The following is a 17,091-nucleotide window of genomic DNA, read 5'->3' as shown; positions in this document are numbered from 1 at the left end:
ACCGCGTACGTATGCTAAATATGAGAAATCTCATAGCGGATAAACATCGTGAAAGAAATCCACAATAATGATCTTAAGCAGCAATTGATGAGTGAATCCGCGTTTAAGGATTGCTTTTTAACGGATGTTTCAGCCGATACGCGGCTGTTTCATTTTTTAGCGCGTGACTACATTGTGCAGGAAGGGCAACAGCCGTCCTGGCTGTTTTACCTGACGCGAGGCCGCGCCAGGCTTTACGCCACGCTAGCTAATGGTCGCGTGTCGCTGATCGATTTCTTTGCCGCCCCCTGTTTTATTGGCGAGATTGAGTTAATCGACAAAGACCATGAACCGCGTGCGGTGCAGGCTATTGAAGAGTGTTGGTGCCTTGCGCTCCCTATGAAACATTACCGCCCGCGGTTATTAAACGACACGCTATTTTTACGAAAACTCTGCGTCACCTTAAGTCATAAAAATTATCGTAATATTGTTTCTTTAACTCAGAATCAATCATTTCCGTTAGTGAATCGCCTGGCAGCATTTATATTACTCTCGCAGGAAGGTGATCTTTATCACGAAAAGCATACGCAAGCGGCAGAGTATTTAGGCGTTTCTTATCGACATCTTTTATATGTTCTCGCGCAATTCATTCACGACGGTTTATTAACTAAAAGCAAGAAAGGGTATCTCATTAAAAACAGAAAGCAGTTGTCAGGACTGGCGCTGGAGATGGACCCGGAGAATAAATTCTCCGGGATGATGCAGTAAAAATTATTTGCAATAGCGCGATTGCCGGATGCAACGCTTAATACGTTTTATCCGGTCTACAAATCGAGCATTACGCCAGACCAATAAAGAACCCGGCAATAGTCGCACTCATCAGGTTGGAAAGCGTTGCTGCTGCCAGCGCCCGTAAACCAAGCTGGGCGATTTCTGGAGCACGTTTTGGCGAAATAGCCGAAAATGCGCCAACGACAACACCGATAGAACCAAAGTTTGCAAACCCACAGAGGGCGAACGAGATAATGGCAATGGTCTTGACATCCAGCGTGCCGCTCGTTTGCAGATAGGGCGAGAAATTGAGATAAGCAACAAACTCATTAATCGCCAGTTTCTGCCCAATCAAACTTCCGGCAAGATTTGCATCACTCCAGTCCACCCCCATAATCCATGCCAACGGGGCCAGCACATAGCCGAAAATGCTTTCCAGAGAGACATTGGCAAAACCAAACCAGCCGCCAACTCCACCAATAATGCCGTTGATCAGCGCAATAATTGCCACAAATGCCATTACCACCGTCGCCACACCGGCGGCGATTTTCAGCCCGGTCATTGCACCGTTCGCCGCAGCTTCAATAATGCTTTTTGGCGGTGTTTCGCTAAACGACAGATTTTCAAACGTAACTTGCGAAGGTTCCGTCGCCGGACTAAGAATACGTGCAAACAGGATACCGCCAGGAATAGCCATCAGCGAAGCGGCTAACAAATAGTCAATCGGCACGCCCATTCCGGCATAGCCAATCATCATCGAACCCGCAATAGACGCCATGCCGCTACAAATAGCCGTAAATAGCTCGTTGCGATTCATGCGATCAATAAAAGGTTTAACGATCGCCGGGATCTCATTTTGCCCGAGGAAAATAGTGGTGACTGCGACAAAAGATTCGATTTTGCTGATGTTGAGGGCTTTCTGAAAAATACTGCCAAGAATACGAATCAGCAGCCCCATTACGCCAATGTAGTACAGCAAGCTGATAAGCGCGGTAACGAAAATAATCGCCGGGAGTACGCGAAAGGCGAAGATAAAGCCCGCACCGTCAAACAGAACATCCATTTTGGGACCGACCAGCGAACCAAAAATAAAGGCACTTCCTGCGTCACTGTAGGACATCACTTTATGGACGCCTAATGCCGCCTGCTCTACTGCCCATTTTCCCGGGGGAAAATAGAGCATGATGCCACCAATGGCAATTTGCAGCAGCAGCGCAGCGCCAACCGTGCGCAAGCTGATGCTCTTTTTATTTACCGACAACACAAAGGCAATTGCCAGCAATACCACCATCCCCACAACACTTCTCATTATATCCATAATGATTTTCCCTTCATGCCAGTAAACCCGGCGTCAGCGCCAGGTTTTGGTATGTTTGATGAGTACGGGCGACGGCTTTCTGCCCGCCAGAAATTAACCCACGAGACGCTGATATTCTTTGGCAATTTCGCTCGCCAGAATGGCGTTATTAAAGACCAGTTGAATATTGGATTTCAGGCTATCACCGCCTGTTAGCTCCGCAACACGCGCCAGCAGGAACGGTGTACTCTCTTTCCCAATAACACCCTGTTCTTCGGCTTCAGCAACGGCTTGATCAATTGCTGCATTGATGGTTTCTTCTGGCATCGCAAACTGTTCCGGGATCGGATTCGCCACTACCAGGCCGCCGTTCAAACCGGTTTGCCACTTCACTGCCATCGCGCGAGCAATTTCGCGGGCACTGTCAAGACGAATGCTGACTTCAAATGGGCTGGTTCGGCAGAAAAACGCAGGCAGCGCTTTTGTCTGATAACCAATTAACGGTACACCGAAGGTTTCTAAATATTCTGTTGTTAATCCTAAATCGAGAATAGATTTTGCCCCCGCACAAACAACAGTGACATTGGTATTTGCCAGTTCCTGTAAATCGGCAGAAATATCGAAGGTATGTTCCGCCCCGCGATGCACACCACCAATTCCCCCGGTGGCAAATACTTTAATTCCGGCAAGCGCCGCAATAATCATCGTTGAAGCCACAGTGGTTGCGCCATTTTTTCCGGCGGCAACAACAAAAGGTAAATCGCGACGACTAACTTTGGTCACGTTATGTCCTTCACGGCCCAGCAATTCGATTTCTTCTTTACTTAAGCCCACTTTCATCACACCGCCAATAATGGCGATAGTGGCTGGTACTGCGCCCTGTTTACGAATAGTTTCTTCTACTTCAATTGCGGTTTGGGCATTTTGTGGGAATGGCATTCCGTGAGAAATTATGGTCGATTCCAGCGCAACAACCGGTTTTTTGTTTTTTAAAGCGTCCTGCACTTCCGGGGAAATTTGTAATAATTCAGGGGAAATTTTTAATTCAGACATTCTGCGTTCTCCACTAACGATATAACGTTGGCAATCGATAAATCGGGGTTATTGGTGTATTCACAGGAGAGCGCCATTGACGAACATCCCTGTGCGAAACGAACAGATTCGGCAAACGGCATTCCGTCTACCCAACACGAAGCAAGTCCCGCCATCATGGCATCGCCCGCTCCGGTAACATTAATAACATTGGTTTTGATCGGGGCAGACCAGCCACTTTCACCGCTGATATCACTGTAATAAACGCCATCGCCGCCCATGCTCAATACCAGTCGGTTCAGGCCATGTTGATGGAACCAGGCAGCAACTTTTGCCACATCTCCACGCCCTGACAGCGCAATCCCACTCAGTGTTTCCGCTTCAAGGCGGTTTGGCTTCAGAGTGTGGATCTGATTTAGACGGTCGCGCACTTTGACACATTTCCACGCTGAAACCGGATCGACAAATACGGGTACGTTGGCAGCATTATCCAGAATCCATGCCAGTGCCTCTTCACTGATATTACAGTCCGCGACAATGACCTTTGCCCTCTGAATAAATTCACGGTGCTGTGCGAGATATTCAGCTGTAATAGCGTTGCTAATATTCATGTCATTTATAGCAACCAGCATTTCACCGGTATTATCGAGTAATGATAAATAACTCGACGTATTTTCTCCCGGCACAATCAGGCATTTATCGACATAAACGCCAGATTGATTGGTTTGCGTTAGCAGCGATTGACCATAAAAATCACTACCTACTGCGCTCAGTAACCAGGCTTTGTTACCCAGCAACGCCAGGTTTTGTGCAATATTTCGCCCTACTCCACCAGGTGTAAATTTTATTTTACCTGGATTTGAATCCGCATAATTTAATGATTCATGTGAATATCCGGCGACATCAATATTCGCCGAACCTATAATTACGACATAATCCTTTTCGCGCATAGCACGTCCTCTGGTAAAAAATTACCAACCCTGTCAATCCACAAGAATATAGATACTGCAAAGACAGTTTAAACATGTGTTCATATTTAAACATGTGCTCATAGTATGCATGTTTTACGTAAAGTAAATTGCCGCCAGAGAGGCAAAGCGGGCAGATTTGAGCAGGCTCACAAAATGCGATTAAATGCCAGAATTACAAAAGCGAGGAATTTGTGACGGGATGCACAGAACAGGAACACTAAAAAAGGGCAGAAAAGAATCTGCCCTTGAGGAAATAACCTTAGTGTTTGATGAACGTTTCAGGTTTCTACTGAAAGATAAAACCATTTAAATTCATAAAATTACATTCACAAACCGGTCATTCTCTTTGCGCTCATCCAATGATACAGGGCAGTAAATTTCTGCCCTGTAACACACCTTTTATTACGCGGCTTTCGCTACTGCGTCCACTTCCGGACGTTTCAGGAAGGCATAGGCCAAACCCGCCACCAGCGTACCGGCAATAATTGCTACCAGGTAACCCAATACCGGCGTAATAGCGCCAGGGATCAGCAGAACAAACAGACCACCGTGCGGTGCCATCAGTTTCGCACCAATCGCCATTGAGATTGCGCCAGTCAGCGCCCCACCCACGATACAGCACGGCAGCACACGCATCGGATCACGAGCAGCAAACGGAATTGCACCTTCCGAAATAAAGCACAGTCCCAGTACCAGAGCGGCTTTGCCACCTTCCTGCTGCGCTTTGTCGAATTTGCGACGCGCCACCATTGTTGCCAGGCCCATTGCCAGCGGTGGCACCATACCTGCCGCCATAATCGCCGCCATCGGGCCATAGGTTTGAGTACTCAGCAGACCCACACCGAATGCGTACGCTGCTTTATTTACCGGACCGCCCATGTCAGTACACATCATGCCACCGAGGATCGCCCCCAGCAGAACCGCATTCGCAGTCCCCATGGTCTGCAGCCAGTGAGTCAACCCTTCGAGAATGCCAGCAACCGGTTTACCGATCAGGTAGATCATCGCCAGACCGACCACCAGACTGGAAATTAGCGGAATGATCAGGATCGGTTTCAGCGCCTCCATACTCTGTGGCAGTTTCAGTTGCGTACTGATTAACTTCGCAATGTAACCAGCCAGGAAGCCCGCAATAATACCGCCAATGAAGCCAGAACCGGTGCTGACCGCCAGCATACCGCCAATCAGACCCGGCGTGAGACCCGGACGATCGGCAATGGAGAAGGCAATGTAACCTGCCAGTACCGGCACCATCAGCGCAAAGGCTGAACCACCACCAATCTGCATCAGCGCCGCTGCCAACGTACCCGGCTCTTTAAACGCTTCGATACCAAAAGCAAAAGAAAGCGCGATACACAGACCACCTGCAACGACCATCGGCAGCATGTAAGAGACGCCCGTCAGCAAGTGACGGTATGCGCCTGCACTCTCTTTCTTACCTTCAGAGGTCGCCGTTTGAGCTTTGCCCGCCGGTTCATACGGCGTTGCTTCAGCAACCGCTTTATCCAGTTCCTGCGCGGTTTTCTTCAGCGCCAGACCGGTAGAGGTACGATACATCGGTTTACCAGCAAATTTCGCCAGATCCACTTCGATATCTGCCGCCACAATCACCAGATCCGCTGCGGCTACTTCCTCGGGAGTGATTGCATTACCCGCGCCAACAGAACCACGGGTTTCAACTTTCACCCACCAGCCACGTTTTTTCGCTTCGGTTTCAATGGCTTCAGCCGCCATAAAGGTGTGTGCTACGCCAGTCGGGCAAGCAGTCACCGCAACTACGCGTTTCGGACCGCTGGCGGCAACCGGTGCTGTCGCAGTGACCGGCGCAGTGTAAGGTTTCGCATGGCCTTTGGCTTCACTCAGGAACAGCTCAGGGTGCGCAACTGCCCGGGAAATATCACCCAGCCAGACATTTTTACCGTTCAGCGCGCTGTCATTCGGGATGGAATCACCGAGAACAATCGCCATTTCTGCGTCGTTCGGATTGTCGATGATTTCCAGTTTTGCTTTTCGCGCCGCCGCGCCCAGCAGGGTCTTCGCCATATAGGCGCGTGCCTGACCGAGATTAGCGTCAATAATCAGCAGCGTTTTCATTATGCCTCTCCTGCTGTCAGTTAAAAGGTTGTAAGTCGACGCGCGCCATCATTGCGGCCAACTGCGGACGATCGGTAATACCCACATTGCTTTGACTTACCGCCAGGGCTGCAACAGCAGTCGCCAGACGCAGTGTGTGTTCACTGGATTCACGCATCAGCAAGCCATAAATCAGGCCACCAACCATAGAATCCCCTGCGCCAACGGTGCTTACGACATCGACTGACGGTGGTTTGGCGATCCATTCGCCGGAGGCATTAACCCAAAGCGCGCCTTCGGCACCCAGTGAAATAACAACATGCGCAATACCTTGTTCACGTAGCGCATGTGCAGCTTCAATCACATCTTTCATTTCAGGCAGTTTACGGCCTGCCCAGATTTCCAGCTCGCGGCGGTTAGGTTTCACCAGCCACGGTGCCGCTTTCAAACCTGCTACTAACGCTTCACGGCTACTATCAAAGATAATGCAAGGACACTGACTACGCAGGCGAGTCATCCAGTCGGTGAACGCTTCCGGGCTGACGCCTGACGGTAAGCTTCCGCTGACACAGACCATATCGAACTGACCGAGCCAGCTCAGAGAATCAGTCACAAAGCGTTCCCAGTCGGCAGGGGTGACTTCAAAACCCGAGAAGTTGAAGTCGGTCACTTCGCCGTCTTTTTCCGTCAGCTTAACGTTAATTCGGGTGCGCCCCTGTACAACCTGGAAACGGTTGGCAATGCCCAGCTCGCTGAACAGTTGCTGAAAACCATCCTGATTGTCTTTACCGAGGAAGCCGCCAACGGTGACATCAATTCCCAGGTCTTTTAATACTTTGGCCACGTTGATGCCTTTACCCGCCGCATGCAGACCGGTGGTTTTCACCAGGTTCACTTCGCCGCGTTCAATTTCCGGGCAGAAACCAACAAGGTCATAAGCCGGATTAAGGGTGATAGTAGCAACACGTCTGCTCATTATGCGCCCTCCCCAAGACCAGCAGCGATAGCGTCGCCGATTGCTTTCAGCGCCTGTTCAGCATCTGCACCCTGGGCGGTAAAGCGTAGGCGATGACCTTTCTTAACGCCAAGTGCCACAACTTTCATCAGACTACGTCCGTTTGCCGGTTTGCCGGTGCCATCAAGGTTTGTCACGGTAATATCACTGTTAAATTGTTTAATGGTATTGACCAGCATGGTACCTGGACGAGCATGCAGGCCGTGTTCATTGCGCACCACAAACTCCGCGCTTAACACGTCGTCGGTCGGCGCATCATCGCTGGTCAGCAGCGCCAGCAACGTTGCCGCATCCGCTTTCAGCAAGCGGTCAGCTTTATTGTCGAGCAACAAATCAGCGAGACGCTTAAGAACCGCAATGGGCTGATCGTCATTCATCGCCACACTCACCAGCATGGCTGCCGTTTCGCCGTCCACATCAAAAGCATTTGCCGCACGGCTTACCGCAATCGCGCTACGCAGATTGCCTTCGGCGCTATCGCTCAGCCAGATACCCTGTCCGAGGTTCAGCGGTTGTTCATTGATGGCTTTGGTGACGAAAGTGGCGTCAACTGCCCTCGCCTCTTTCAGACGCGCAGCGTTCAGCGCCTGAAGAGTCAGCAGATCGCTGGCGACGATATCCAGCGTCAGCATTTCGTTGTCGAGCTTCAGCTGCTCACTCTGCTTTTCGCCCATCAGTAATGCGCGAAGTTCTTCTGCTGTTGTTGCTGACTTCAGTTGTTCAGCAACGGAATCATCGCTCAGTACGTGGGTCAGCTGGCGTAGCAGGCCCAGATGTTCATCCGAGCTGGCAGCAATACCGATTGCCACGTACGCTACCTGACCGTCACCCCAGGTGACGCCTTCCGGGAACTGAAATACCTGAACGCCGGTTTTCAGCACCTGATCGCGGGTGTCGGTAGTGCCGTGTGGAATAGCAATACCATTGCCGAGGAACGTTGAGGTTTGCTGTTCGCGCGCCAGCATGCCATTGACGTAGCCTTCTGCTACATTACCGGCCTGCACCAGCGCCGCAGCGACCTGGCGAATCGCCTCTTCTTTGTCTCCGGCCTTTTCGCCCGGATGGATGTCCTGTACGGATAACTGGAACATAGTTCTCCTCTCTTGCTGAATTGAAACGATTCAGCCTCTATGAGAAAAAAAGCGCCAACCTGGCTTAGGGTTAAAGACAAGATCGCGCTGAAACGTTTCAAGAAAGCATAATACTTCTGTTTCAGCACGCAAGGAAAGCCGTAAAGTTATGAGCAAAAGTTTGATGTGCTGCACAATTTTTTGCCATTTTTCCTAATTGCTGATGGGAAAATCCGTTATCAGCAATTTCATTTCAGCAGCGTCAGCAGCCAATCAGCAACAGTGAAATGGCATTTTGATTATTCGTGGCGCTTTTGATTTCGCTGTCTGTTTATTTTCTGACAAGCAGCGTAAACTCCGCGTCTTCCTCTTCCAGTGATCGACCAGCATGCATAACTCCCCCGCAGTCTCCAGCGCGAAATCGTTTGACCTGACCTCGACGGCGTTTTTAATCGTTGCCTTTCTCACCGGTATTGCGGGCGCTCTGCAAACCCCGACACTCAGTATTTTTCTTACTGATGAAGTACATGCTCGTCCGGCGATGGTGGGATTCTTCTTTACCGGCAGCGCTGTCATTGGGATTCTGGTAAGTCAGTTTCTCGCCGGGCGCTCTGATAAGCGCGGCGATCGCAAATCGCTGATTGTCTTTTGCTGCCTGTTAGGCGTGCTGGCCTGCACCCTTTTTGCCTGGAATCGCAACTACTTTGTTTTGCTATTCGTTGGCGTCTTTCTTAGCAGCTTTGGCTCGACCGCTAACCCGCAAATGTTTGCCCTTGCCCGTGAACATGCCGACAAAACCGGACGTGAGGCGGTGATGTTCAGCTCTTTTTTACGCGCTCAGGTTTCACTGGCATGGGTCATTGGCCCACCGCTGGCTTATGCCTTAGCGATGGGTTTCAGCTTTACGGTAATGTATCTGAGCGCAGCGGTAGCGTTTATTGTTTGCGGTGTGATGGTGTGGCTGTTTTTACCGTCGATGCAAAAAGAGCTTCCGCTGGCGACCGGCACGATCGAAGCGCCGCGCCGTAACCGTCGCGATACGCTGCTGCTGTTTGTCATTTGTACATTGATGTGGGGCTCGAACAGCCTGTACATCATCAACATGCCGCTATTTATTATCAACGAACTGCATCTTCCCGAGAAACTGGCCGGTGTGATGATGGGGACCGCCGCCGGGCTGGAAATCCCGACGATGTTGATTGCCGGATATTTCGCCAAACGTCTGGGTAAGCGTTTCTTAATGCGCGTTGCTGCCGTGGGTGGCGTCTGTTTTTACGCAGGAATGCTGATGGCGCATTCACCTGTCATTCTGTTGGGCTTGCAGCTGCTAAATGCTATTTTTATTGGCATTCTGGGCGGCATCGGGATGCTCTATTTTCAGGATCTGATGCCCGGTCAGGCGGGTTCAGCCACCACGCTCTATACCAACACGTCGCGCGTGGGCTGGATCATCGCAGGATCAGTGGCGGGCATCGTCGCCGAGATCTGGAATTATCACGCTGTGTTCTGGTTTGCGATGGTGATGATTATCGCCACTCTGTTTTGCTTACTGCGGATTAAAGATGTTTAAGGCGCGGTCAGCATTTCCAGATCGATAAGCCAGGTCATGGCCTGCTGACGCGAGTTACCGCACATTTCAGCGCTGGCTTGTAAGCCTGCACAGACTTTCGGTCGCAGTGGCGAGGTGAAAATTTTACAGCGTTGCTGTTCATCAAGCTGAATGCAGGGCGTATTGGCGGGCTTGCCATCTGGCATACCGGGAATAGGGCTGGAAATTGAAGGGGCAGTGCAACACGCCCCGCAACCCGGACGGCATTTCATACGTTGTTCTCTTAAGGTTAACCACCGGATTGATGAGCGCGCACAGTACCACCTTTTTTGCACCAGCAAAAGTGCGAATACCACTTGCCCGAAAGGCCCGTCGCGAGTACTTTGTCGCGATATTTTTGACATTTTCGACTACAGGAATTTTTCGATGCCAAGAGCGAACGAAATTAAAAAAGGTATGGTACTGAATTACAACGGCAAACTGCTGCTGGTTAAGGATATTGATATTCAGTCGCCCACTGCCCGCGGTGCCGCTACGCTGTACAAAATGCGTTTTTCTGATGTCCGTACCGGGCTGAAAGTAGAAGAGCGTTTCAAAGGTGATGATATCGTTGACACCGTGACGCTGACCCGCCGTTACGTTGACTTCTCCTATGTCGATGGCAACGAATATGTCTTTATGGATAAAGAAGACTATACCCCGTATACCTTCACCAAAGATCAGATTGAAGAAGAGTTGCTGTTTATGCCAGAGGGCGGCATGCCGGACATGCAGGTGCTGACCTGGGACGGTCAACTGCTGGCGCTTGAGCTGCCGCAGACCGTTGATCTGGAAATCGTTGAAACCGCACCAGGCATCAAAGGGGCATCTGCCAGCGCCCGTAACAAACCGGCGACATTGAGCACTGGTCTGGTGATTCAGGTACCAGAATACTTAAGCCCGGGCGAAAAAATTCGTATCCATATCGAAGAACGCCGTTATATGGGGCGTGCTGACTAACTTCAGCCGCATGCAGAAAAGGGATAGCTCAGGCTGTCCCTTTTTTAATTTATTATACCAATCTTCTATTTTGCGCTTCCTGAACACCTTACGCCCTCAATTTTCACTCGTTGATTGATCGCCCTCACACTTCATCGCATTAACAATCCAGACCAATTTCAATTGCTGTCATATAACTTTACACTGTCATTGTTAATTTATCGTTACTAAGACGTGACTCCTATGAAGACAATTGCCTCCGTTACGCTCCCGCATCATATACACGCTCCACGCTACGATCGCCAGCAGTTGCAATCACGTATCGTTCATTTTGGCTTTGGCGCCTTTCACCGCGCTCATCAGGCGTTACTGACCGATCGTGTGCTGAATGCCCAGGGCGGCGACTGGGGGATCTGTGAAATCAGCTTGTTCAGCGGTGATCAACTGATGAGCCAGCTCCGCGCACAGAACCATTTATATACCGTGCTGGAAAAAGGTGCGGACGGCAATCAGGTGATAATTGTCGGTGCCGTTCACGAATGCCTTAATGCAAAACTGGATTCCTTAGCGGCAATTATTGAGAAATTTTGCGAGCCACAGGTGGCAATTGTTTCCCTGACGATTACCGAAAAAGGCTATTGTATTGACCCGGCCACCGGTGCACTCGACACCAGTAATCCGCGGATTATTCACGATCTACAAACCCCTGAAGAACCTCACTCCGCACCGGGTATTCTCGTCGAAGCACTGAAACGCCGCCGTGAGCGCGGCCTTACACCGTTTACCGTGCTCTCCTGCGACAATATTCCCGACAATGGCCATGTGGTGAAAAACGCGGTGCTGGGAATGGCAGAAAAACGTTCGCCAGAACTCGCCGGGTGGATAAAAGAACACGTCAGTTTTCCGGGAACCATGGTCGACCGCATTGTTCCGGCTGCAACCGACGAATCACTGGCAGAAATCAGCCAGCATCTGGGGGTAAATGATCCCTGCGCGATTAGCTGCGAACCGTTTATCCAGTGGGTGGTGGAAGATAACTTCGTCGCTGGGCGTCCTGCCTGGGAAGTCGCAGGTGTACAAATGGTGAATGATGTCCTGCCATGGGAAGAGATGAAACTGCGTATGCTTAATGGCAGCCACTCTTTTCTCGCTTATCTGGGTTACCTTTCAGGATTCGCCCATATCAGTGATTGCATGCAGGATCGCGCATTTCGCCATGCCGCCAGAACATTAATGCTGAATGAGCAAGCGCCGACACTACAAATTAAAGATGTCGATTTAACACAATATGCGGACAAGTTAATTGCACGTTTTGCTAATCCGGCGCTGAAACATAAGACCTGGCAAATCGCAATGGATGGTAGCCAGAAATTACCGCAACGTATGCTGGCAGGTATTCGCATACATCTGGGGTGCGAAACGGACTGGTCGTTGCTGGCATTAGGCGTTGCTGGCTGGATGCGTTACGTCAGCGGCGTTGATGATGCCGGAAATGCCATTGATGTTCGCGATCCGCTTAGCGATAAAATTCGCGAACTTGTTGCGGGCAGCAGCAGTGAACAACGCGTAACCGCCCTGCTTTCCCTGCGTGAAGTTTTCGGTGATGATCTGCCAGATAACCCGCATTTTGTGCAGGCCATCGAACAAGCCTGGCAACAAATCGTACAATTCGGCGCACATCAGGCGCTATTAAACACCCTCAAAATTTAACGATTTCTGCGGTTAAAGCGGATGAAGCTCACCTTCGTCCGCTCTCCCCTTCTCTTTTCTGCCTTTTTTAGCCAGGATTAACGCTCAGTTAACTTACCAGAGTATTGCGGAGCCGTTGTGACCAGGACCAACCTCATCACCGGTTTTCTCGGCAGCGGGAAAACCACGTCGATTCTTCATCTGTTAGCCCATAAAGATCCCAACGAAAAATGGGCGGTACTGGTTAATGAATTTGGGGAAGTCGGAATTGATGGTGCTTTGCTCGCCGATAGCGGCGCATTGCTGAAAGAGATCCCCGGCGGCTGCATGTGCTGCGTTAATGGTTTACCCATGCAGGTAGGGTTGAATACCTTACTGCGTCAGGGAAAACCAGACCGCTTGTTGATAGAGCCGACCGGGCTGGGCCATCCGAAACAGATCCTCGATCTGTTAACCGCACCAGTCTATGAACCGTGGATAGATCTGCGCGCCACCTTGTGCATTCTCGATCCGCGCTTGCTGCTGGACGAAAAAAGCGCCAGCAATGAAAACTTCCGTGACCAGCTGGCTGCCGCAGACATCATTGTCGCCAATAAATCCGACCGTGCGACGCCCGAAAGTGAGCAAGCGCTACAGCGTTGGTGGCAGCAAAATGGTGGCGATCGACAATTAATTCACAGTGAGCATGGGAAAGTTGACGGTCATCTTCTGGATTTGCCGCGTCGCAATTTAGCCGAGTTGCCCGCCAGCGCCGCGCATTCTCATCAGCATGTCGTGAAAAAAGGGTTAGCAGCGTTAAGCCTGCCAGAGCATCAACGCTGGCGTCGCAGTCTGAACAGCGGGCAAGGATATCAGGCCTGCGGCTGGATATTCGACGCTGATACGGTATTCGACACCATTGGCATTCTGGAATGGGCGCGACTTGCACCGGTGGAACGCGTCAAAGGCGTGCTGCGTATTCCCGAAGGGCTGGTACGAATCAACCGTCAGGGCGATGACCTGCACATTGAAACGCAAAACGTTGCGCCACCGGACAGCCGTATTGAGCTGATTTCCAGCAGCGAAGCTGACTGGAATGCTTTGCAGAGCGCGCTGTTGAAGCTTCGTTTAGCGACTACCGCGTAAGGTTGCCTGCGTTTTTCAGTAAGATAATTAGAGAAAATATGATTAAAAATTTGCCGCAAATAGTGTTGTTGAATATTGTCGGCCTCGCGCTGTTTCTTTCCTGGTATATTCCCGTTAATCATGGATTCTGGTTGCCGATTGATGCGGATATTTTTTATTTCTTTAATCAGAAACTGGTCGAAAGTAAGGCCTTTTTGTGGCTGGTTGCATTGACCAACAATCGCGCTTTCGACGGTTGTTCTCTGCTGGCGATGGGAATGTTGATGCTGAGTTTCTGGCTGAAAGAAAACGCCCCTGGCAGACGACGTATCGTGATTATGGGTCTGGTCATGCTATTAACTGCAGTGCTATTAAACCAGCTGGGTCAGGCATTAATTCCTGTAAAACGGGCCAGCCCAACATTGACTTTTACCGATATTAACCGCGTCAGCGAACTGCTCTCTGTTCCCACGAAAGATGCCTCACGAGATAGCTTTCCCGGCGATCACGGCATGATGCTGCTTATTTTTTCGGCATTCATGTGGCGTTATTTCGGCAAAGTTGCAGGCCTTATCGCCCTTATTATTTTTGTGGTTTTTGCATTTCCCAGAGTAATGATTGGCGCACACTGGTTTACTGACATCATTGTCGGTTCGATGACCGTGATATTGATCGGTTTGCCCTGGGTGTTGCTGACGCCATTAAGTGATCGATTAATCACCTTTTTTGACAAATCACTACCGGGAAAAAACAAACATTTCCAAAACAAATAACTCACAGTAATTAACATCATCAGGCTTATTTTTATAGTGAGGATAATCCTGATGATGCGCACCGTGCTTTCATCCATCGCGCGCAAAAATCATTCTCTAAGTAAATGAATGGATTGCATGCGTTTCACTCAATCGTACTTTAATTGACCAATCCCGCTTATTAACTTTCTGTATCACTTTTTCTTATAAAAAATCATGTAAAACCGCTCGCCAAGACCGCACCAATCGGGTAATCTCGAACTCGTTTTGCCTCGGCGGTAGATTATCCTCACAGCATATAATTTTGTGCGTTAGTCCACAGATTTGGCCTTAAGGAATTGTTTCAACATGCCCAGGTAATTAGTCTCGTGTCGCTTGGCATTTTTTTATAACGATATTTGTCGTTAAGGACTTCAAGGGAAAACAAACAACATGGTCAAATCTCAACCGATTTTGAGATATATCTTGCGCGGGATCCCCGCGATTGCAGTAGCGGTTCTGCTTTCTGCATGTAGTGCAAATAACACCGCAAAGAATATGCATCCTGAGACACGTGCAGTGGGTAGTGAAACATCATCACTGCAAGCTTCTCAGGATGAATTTGAAAACCTGGTTCGTAATGTCGACGTAAAATCGCGAATTATGGATCAGTATGCTGACTGGAAAGGCGTACGTTATCGTCTGGGCGGCAGCACTAAAAAAGGTATCGATTGTTCTGGTTTCGTACAGCGTACATTCCGTGAGCAATTTGGCTTAGAACTTCCGCGTTCGACTTACGAACAGCAGGAAATGGGTAAATCTGTTTCCCGCAGTAATTTGCGTACGGGTGATTTAGTTCTGTTCCGTGCCGGTTCAACGGGACGCCATGTCGGTATTTATATCGGCAACAATCAGTTTGTCCATGCTTCCACCAGCAGTGGTGTTATTATTTCCAGCATGAATGAACCGTACTGGAAGAAGCGTTACAACGAAGCACGCCGGGTTCTCAGCCGCAGCTAATAAACCGTTTGGATGCAATCCCTTGGCTATCCTAACGAGTTAACTGAAAGCACTGCTTAGGCAGTGCTTTTTTGTTTTCATTCATCAGAGAAAATGATGTTTCCGCGTCTTGATCCAGGCTATAGTCCGGTCATTGTTATCTTTTAAATGTTGTCGTAATTTCAGGAAATTAACGGAATCATGTTCATACGCGCTCCCAATTCTGGACGTAAGCTCCTGCTTACCTGCATTGTTGCAGGCGTGATGATTGCGATACTGGTGAGTTGCCTTCAGTTTTTAGTGGCCTGGCATAAGCACGAAGTCAAATACGACACACTGATTACCGACGTACAAAAGTATCTCGATACCTATTTTGCCGACCTGAAATCCACTACTGACCGGCTCCAGCCGCTGACCTTAGATACCTGCCAGCAGGCTAACCCCGAACTGACCGCCCGCGCGGCGTTTAGCATGAATGTCCGTACGTTTGTGCTGGTGAAAGATAAAAAAACATTCTGTTCATCTGCGACCGGTGAGATGGACATTCCACTCAATGAATTGATTCCGGCGCTCGACATTAATAAAAATGTCGATATGGCGATCTTACCCGGCACGCCGATGGTGCCGAACAAACCCGCAATCGTCATCTGGTATCGCAACCCTTTGCTGAAAAATAGCGGCGTCTTTGCCGCTCTGAATCTCAACCTGACGCCTTCACTCTTTTATAGTTCACGGCAGGAAGATTACGATGGCGTCGCCCTCATTATTGGCAATACTGCGCTATCTACCTTTTCTTCACGTTTGATGAACGTTAACGAATTAACCGACATGCCAGTCCGTGAAACTAAAATTGCGGGCATTCCTCTGACCGTTCGGCTTTATGCAGATGACTGGACATGGAACGATGTGTGGTACGCATTTTTACTGGGCGGCATGAGTGGAACTGTCGTTGGCCTGCTCTGCTATTACCTGATGAGCGTACGTATGCGCCCCGGCAGAGAAATCATGACCGCCATCAAGCGCGAACAATTTTACGTGGCGTATCAACCGGTGGTGGATACACAAGCTTTGCGAGTAACGGGCCTGGAAGTACTGCTACGCTGGCGGCATCCTGTCGCGGGAGAAATTCCCCCGGATGCCTTCATTAACTTTGCCGAATCGCAAAAGATGATTGTGCCGCTGACTCAGCATCTGTTTGAGTTAATTGCCCGCGATGCCGCAGAATTAGAAAAAGTGCTGCCGGTAGGCGTCAAATTTGGCATTAACATTGCGCCGGACCATCTGCACAGCGAAAGCTTTAAAGCAGATATCCAGAAACTGCTCACTTCCCTACCCGCACACCATTTCCAGATTGTGCTGGAAATTACCGAGCGCGATATGCTGAAAGAGCAAGAAGCCACACAACTCTTCGCCTGGCTGCACTCGGTAGGCGTAGAAATTGCTATTGATGACTTCGGCACCGGGCACAGCGCGCTTATCTATCTTGAGCGTTTTACGCTCGATTATCTGAAAATTGACCGTGGATTTATCAACGCCATCGGTACGGAAACGATCACTTCACCCGTACTTGACGCGGTGCTGACGCTGGCGAAACGCCTCAATATGCTGACGGTTGCTGAAGGGGTCGAAACGCCGGAACAAGCGCGATGGCTAAGCGAACGCGGCGTTAATTTCATGCAAGGCTACTGGATTAGTCGCCCGTTACCGCTGGACGATTTTGTTCGCTGGCTGAAGAAACCGTATACGCCGCAGTGGTAAGGTGTGCTTACGTCCCTTATTATTCATAGTGAAAGCATGCCGGATTGCGGCTAATGATGAGTAAAAGGAAATCCG

At 49.9% G+C, this 17,091-nt stretch carries 15 protein-coding genes; 8 read left to right on the top strand and 7 right to left on the bottom strand.

All coding sequences use genetic code 11. The features are described from left to right. The first annotated feature begins 48 nt into the window (after positions 1-48). The gene (locus HGD79_RS23905) at positions 49-747 is read left to right on the top strand and encodes a transcriptional regulator YeiL (RefSeq protein WP_000658580.1); all 699 of its coding nucleotides are present in this window, start codon (positions 49-51) and stop codon (positions 745-747) included. A 70-nt stretch (positions 748-817) separates the two neighbouring features. Here HGD79_RS23905 and HGD79_RS23900 read toward each other — a convergent pair whose 3' ends face one another. The 6 genes from HGD79_RS23900 to fruB form a co-directional block, all read right to left on the bottom strand. Beyond that, complete coding sequence (locus tag HGD79_RS23900; protein WP_000353897.1) at positions 818-2,068, bottom strand: NupC/NupG family nucleoside CNT transporter; 1,251 nt, start codon at positions 2,066-2,068, stop codon at positions 818-820. A gap of 93 nt (positions 2,069-2,161) precedes the next feature. Then, entirely contained in the window at positions 2,162-3,100 is a 939-nt protein-coding gene (gene psuG / locus HGD79_RS23895; RefSeq protein WP_001292461.1) for a pseudouridine-5'-phosphate glycosidase, read from the bottom strand. Continuing rightward, a complete protein-coding gene (locus HGD79_RS23890) occupies positions 3,088-4,029 on the bottom strand; it encodes a pseudouridine kinase (RefSeq protein WP_001208141.1) in 942 nt (313 codons plus the stop codon). The genes psuG and HGD79_RS23890 overlap by 13 nt, the downstream gene beginning before the upstream one ends. 423 nt (positions 4,030-4,452) lie before the next feature. Further along, positions 4,453-6,144: a PTS fructose transporter subunit IIBC gene (gene fruA, locus HGD79_RS23885; protein WP_000854463.1), complete on the bottom strand. Its 1,692-nt coding sequence runs from the start codon at positions 6,142-6,144 to the stop codon at positions 4,453-4,455. Positions 6,145-6,160: 16 nt separating this feature from the next. Continuing rightward, entirely contained in the window at positions 6,161-7,099 is a 939-nt protein-coding gene (gene fruK / locus HGD79_RS23880; protein ID WP_000091263.1) for a 1-phosphofructokinase, read from the bottom strand. Then, entirely contained in the window at positions 7,099-8,229 is a 1,131-nt protein-coding gene (gene fruB / locus HGD79_RS23875; protein ID WP_000487257.1) for a fused PTS fructose transporter subunit IIA/HPr protein, read from the bottom strand. The genes fruK and fruB overlap by 1 nt, the downstream gene beginning before the upstream one ends. Before the next feature lie 367 nt (positions 8,230-8,596). Here fruB and setB point away from each other — a divergent pair, with 367 nt between their 5' ends. Continuing rightward, positions 8,597-9,778 (top strand): sugar efflux transporter SetB, encoded by a 1,182-nt coding sequence (gene setB, locus HGD79_RS23870; RefSeq protein ID WP_000551969.1) that lies wholly within the window; start codon positions 8,597-8,599, stop codon positions 9,776-9,778. On the opposite strand, the gene HGD79_RS23865 is transcribed toward setB, so the two are convergent. Continuing rightward, positions 9,775-10,029 (bottom strand): YkgJ family cysteine cluster protein, encoded by a 255-nt coding sequence (locus HGD79_RS23865; RefSeq protein WP_001349348.1) that lies wholly within the window; start codon positions 10,027-10,029, stop codon positions 9,775-9,777. The genes setB and HGD79_RS23865 overlap by 4 nt on opposite strands. A gap of 154 nt (positions 10,030-10,183) precedes the next feature. Between HGD79_RS23865 and yeiP the strand changes: the two genes are divergently transcribed. The 6 genes from yeiP (at position 10,184) to HGD79_RS23835 (ending at position 17,016) form a co-directional block, all read left to right on the top strand. Then, on the top strand, positions 10,184-10,756 hold the full coding sequence (gene yeiP, locus HGD79_RS23860) for an elongation factor P-like protein YeiP (RefSeq protein WP_001136827.1): 573 nt from the start codon (positions 10,184-10,186) through the stop codon (positions 10,754-10,756). Positions 10,757-10,978: 222 nt separating this feature from the next. After that, positions 10,979-12,445: a mannitol dehydrogenase family protein gene (locus HGD79_RS23855; RefSeq protein ID WP_000848200.1), complete on the top strand. Its 1,467-nt coding sequence runs from the start codon at positions 10,979-10,981 to the stop codon at positions 12,443-12,445. A gap of 117 nt (positions 12,446-12,562) precedes the next feature. After that, positions 12,563-13,549, top strand: a complete 987-nt coding sequence (gene yeiR, locus HGD79_RS23850) for a zinc-binding GTPase YeiR (RefSeq protein ID WP_000198822.1) — start codon at positions 12,563-12,565, stop codon at positions 13,547-13,549. A gap of 38 nt (positions 13,550-13,587) precedes the next feature. Next, entirely contained in the window at positions 13,588-14,301 is a 714-nt protein-coding gene (gene lpxT / locus HGD79_RS23845) for a Kdo(2)-lipid A phosphotransferase (RefSeq protein WP_001298785.1), read from the top strand. 411 nt (positions 14,302-14,712) lie between these two features. Then, positions 14,713-15,279: a bifunctional murein DD-endopeptidase/murein LD-carboxypeptidase gene (mepS, locus tag HGD79_RS23840; protein ID WP_000241011.1), complete on the top strand. Its 567-nt coding sequence runs from the start codon at positions 14,713-14,715 to the stop codon at positions 15,277-15,279. A 180-nt stretch (positions 15,280-15,459) separates the two neighbouring features. Beyond that, complete coding sequence (locus HGD79_RS23835) at positions 15,460-17,016, top strand: cyclic di-GMP phosphodiesterase (RefSeq protein WP_000470594.1); 1,557 nt, start codon at positions 15,460-15,462, stop codon at positions 17,014-17,016. Positions 17,017-17,091: the final 75 nt, after the last annotated feature.

This window comes from Escherichia sp. SCLE84, from assembly GCF_012584495.1.
Taxonomy (GTDB): domain Bacteria; phylum Pseudomonadota; class Gammaproteobacteria; order Enterobacterales; family Enterobacteriaceae; genus ECMA0423.
The sequence above is the reverse complement of the archived record's forward strand: the minus strand, read 5'-3'. Positions and strand labels throughout refer to the sequence as shown.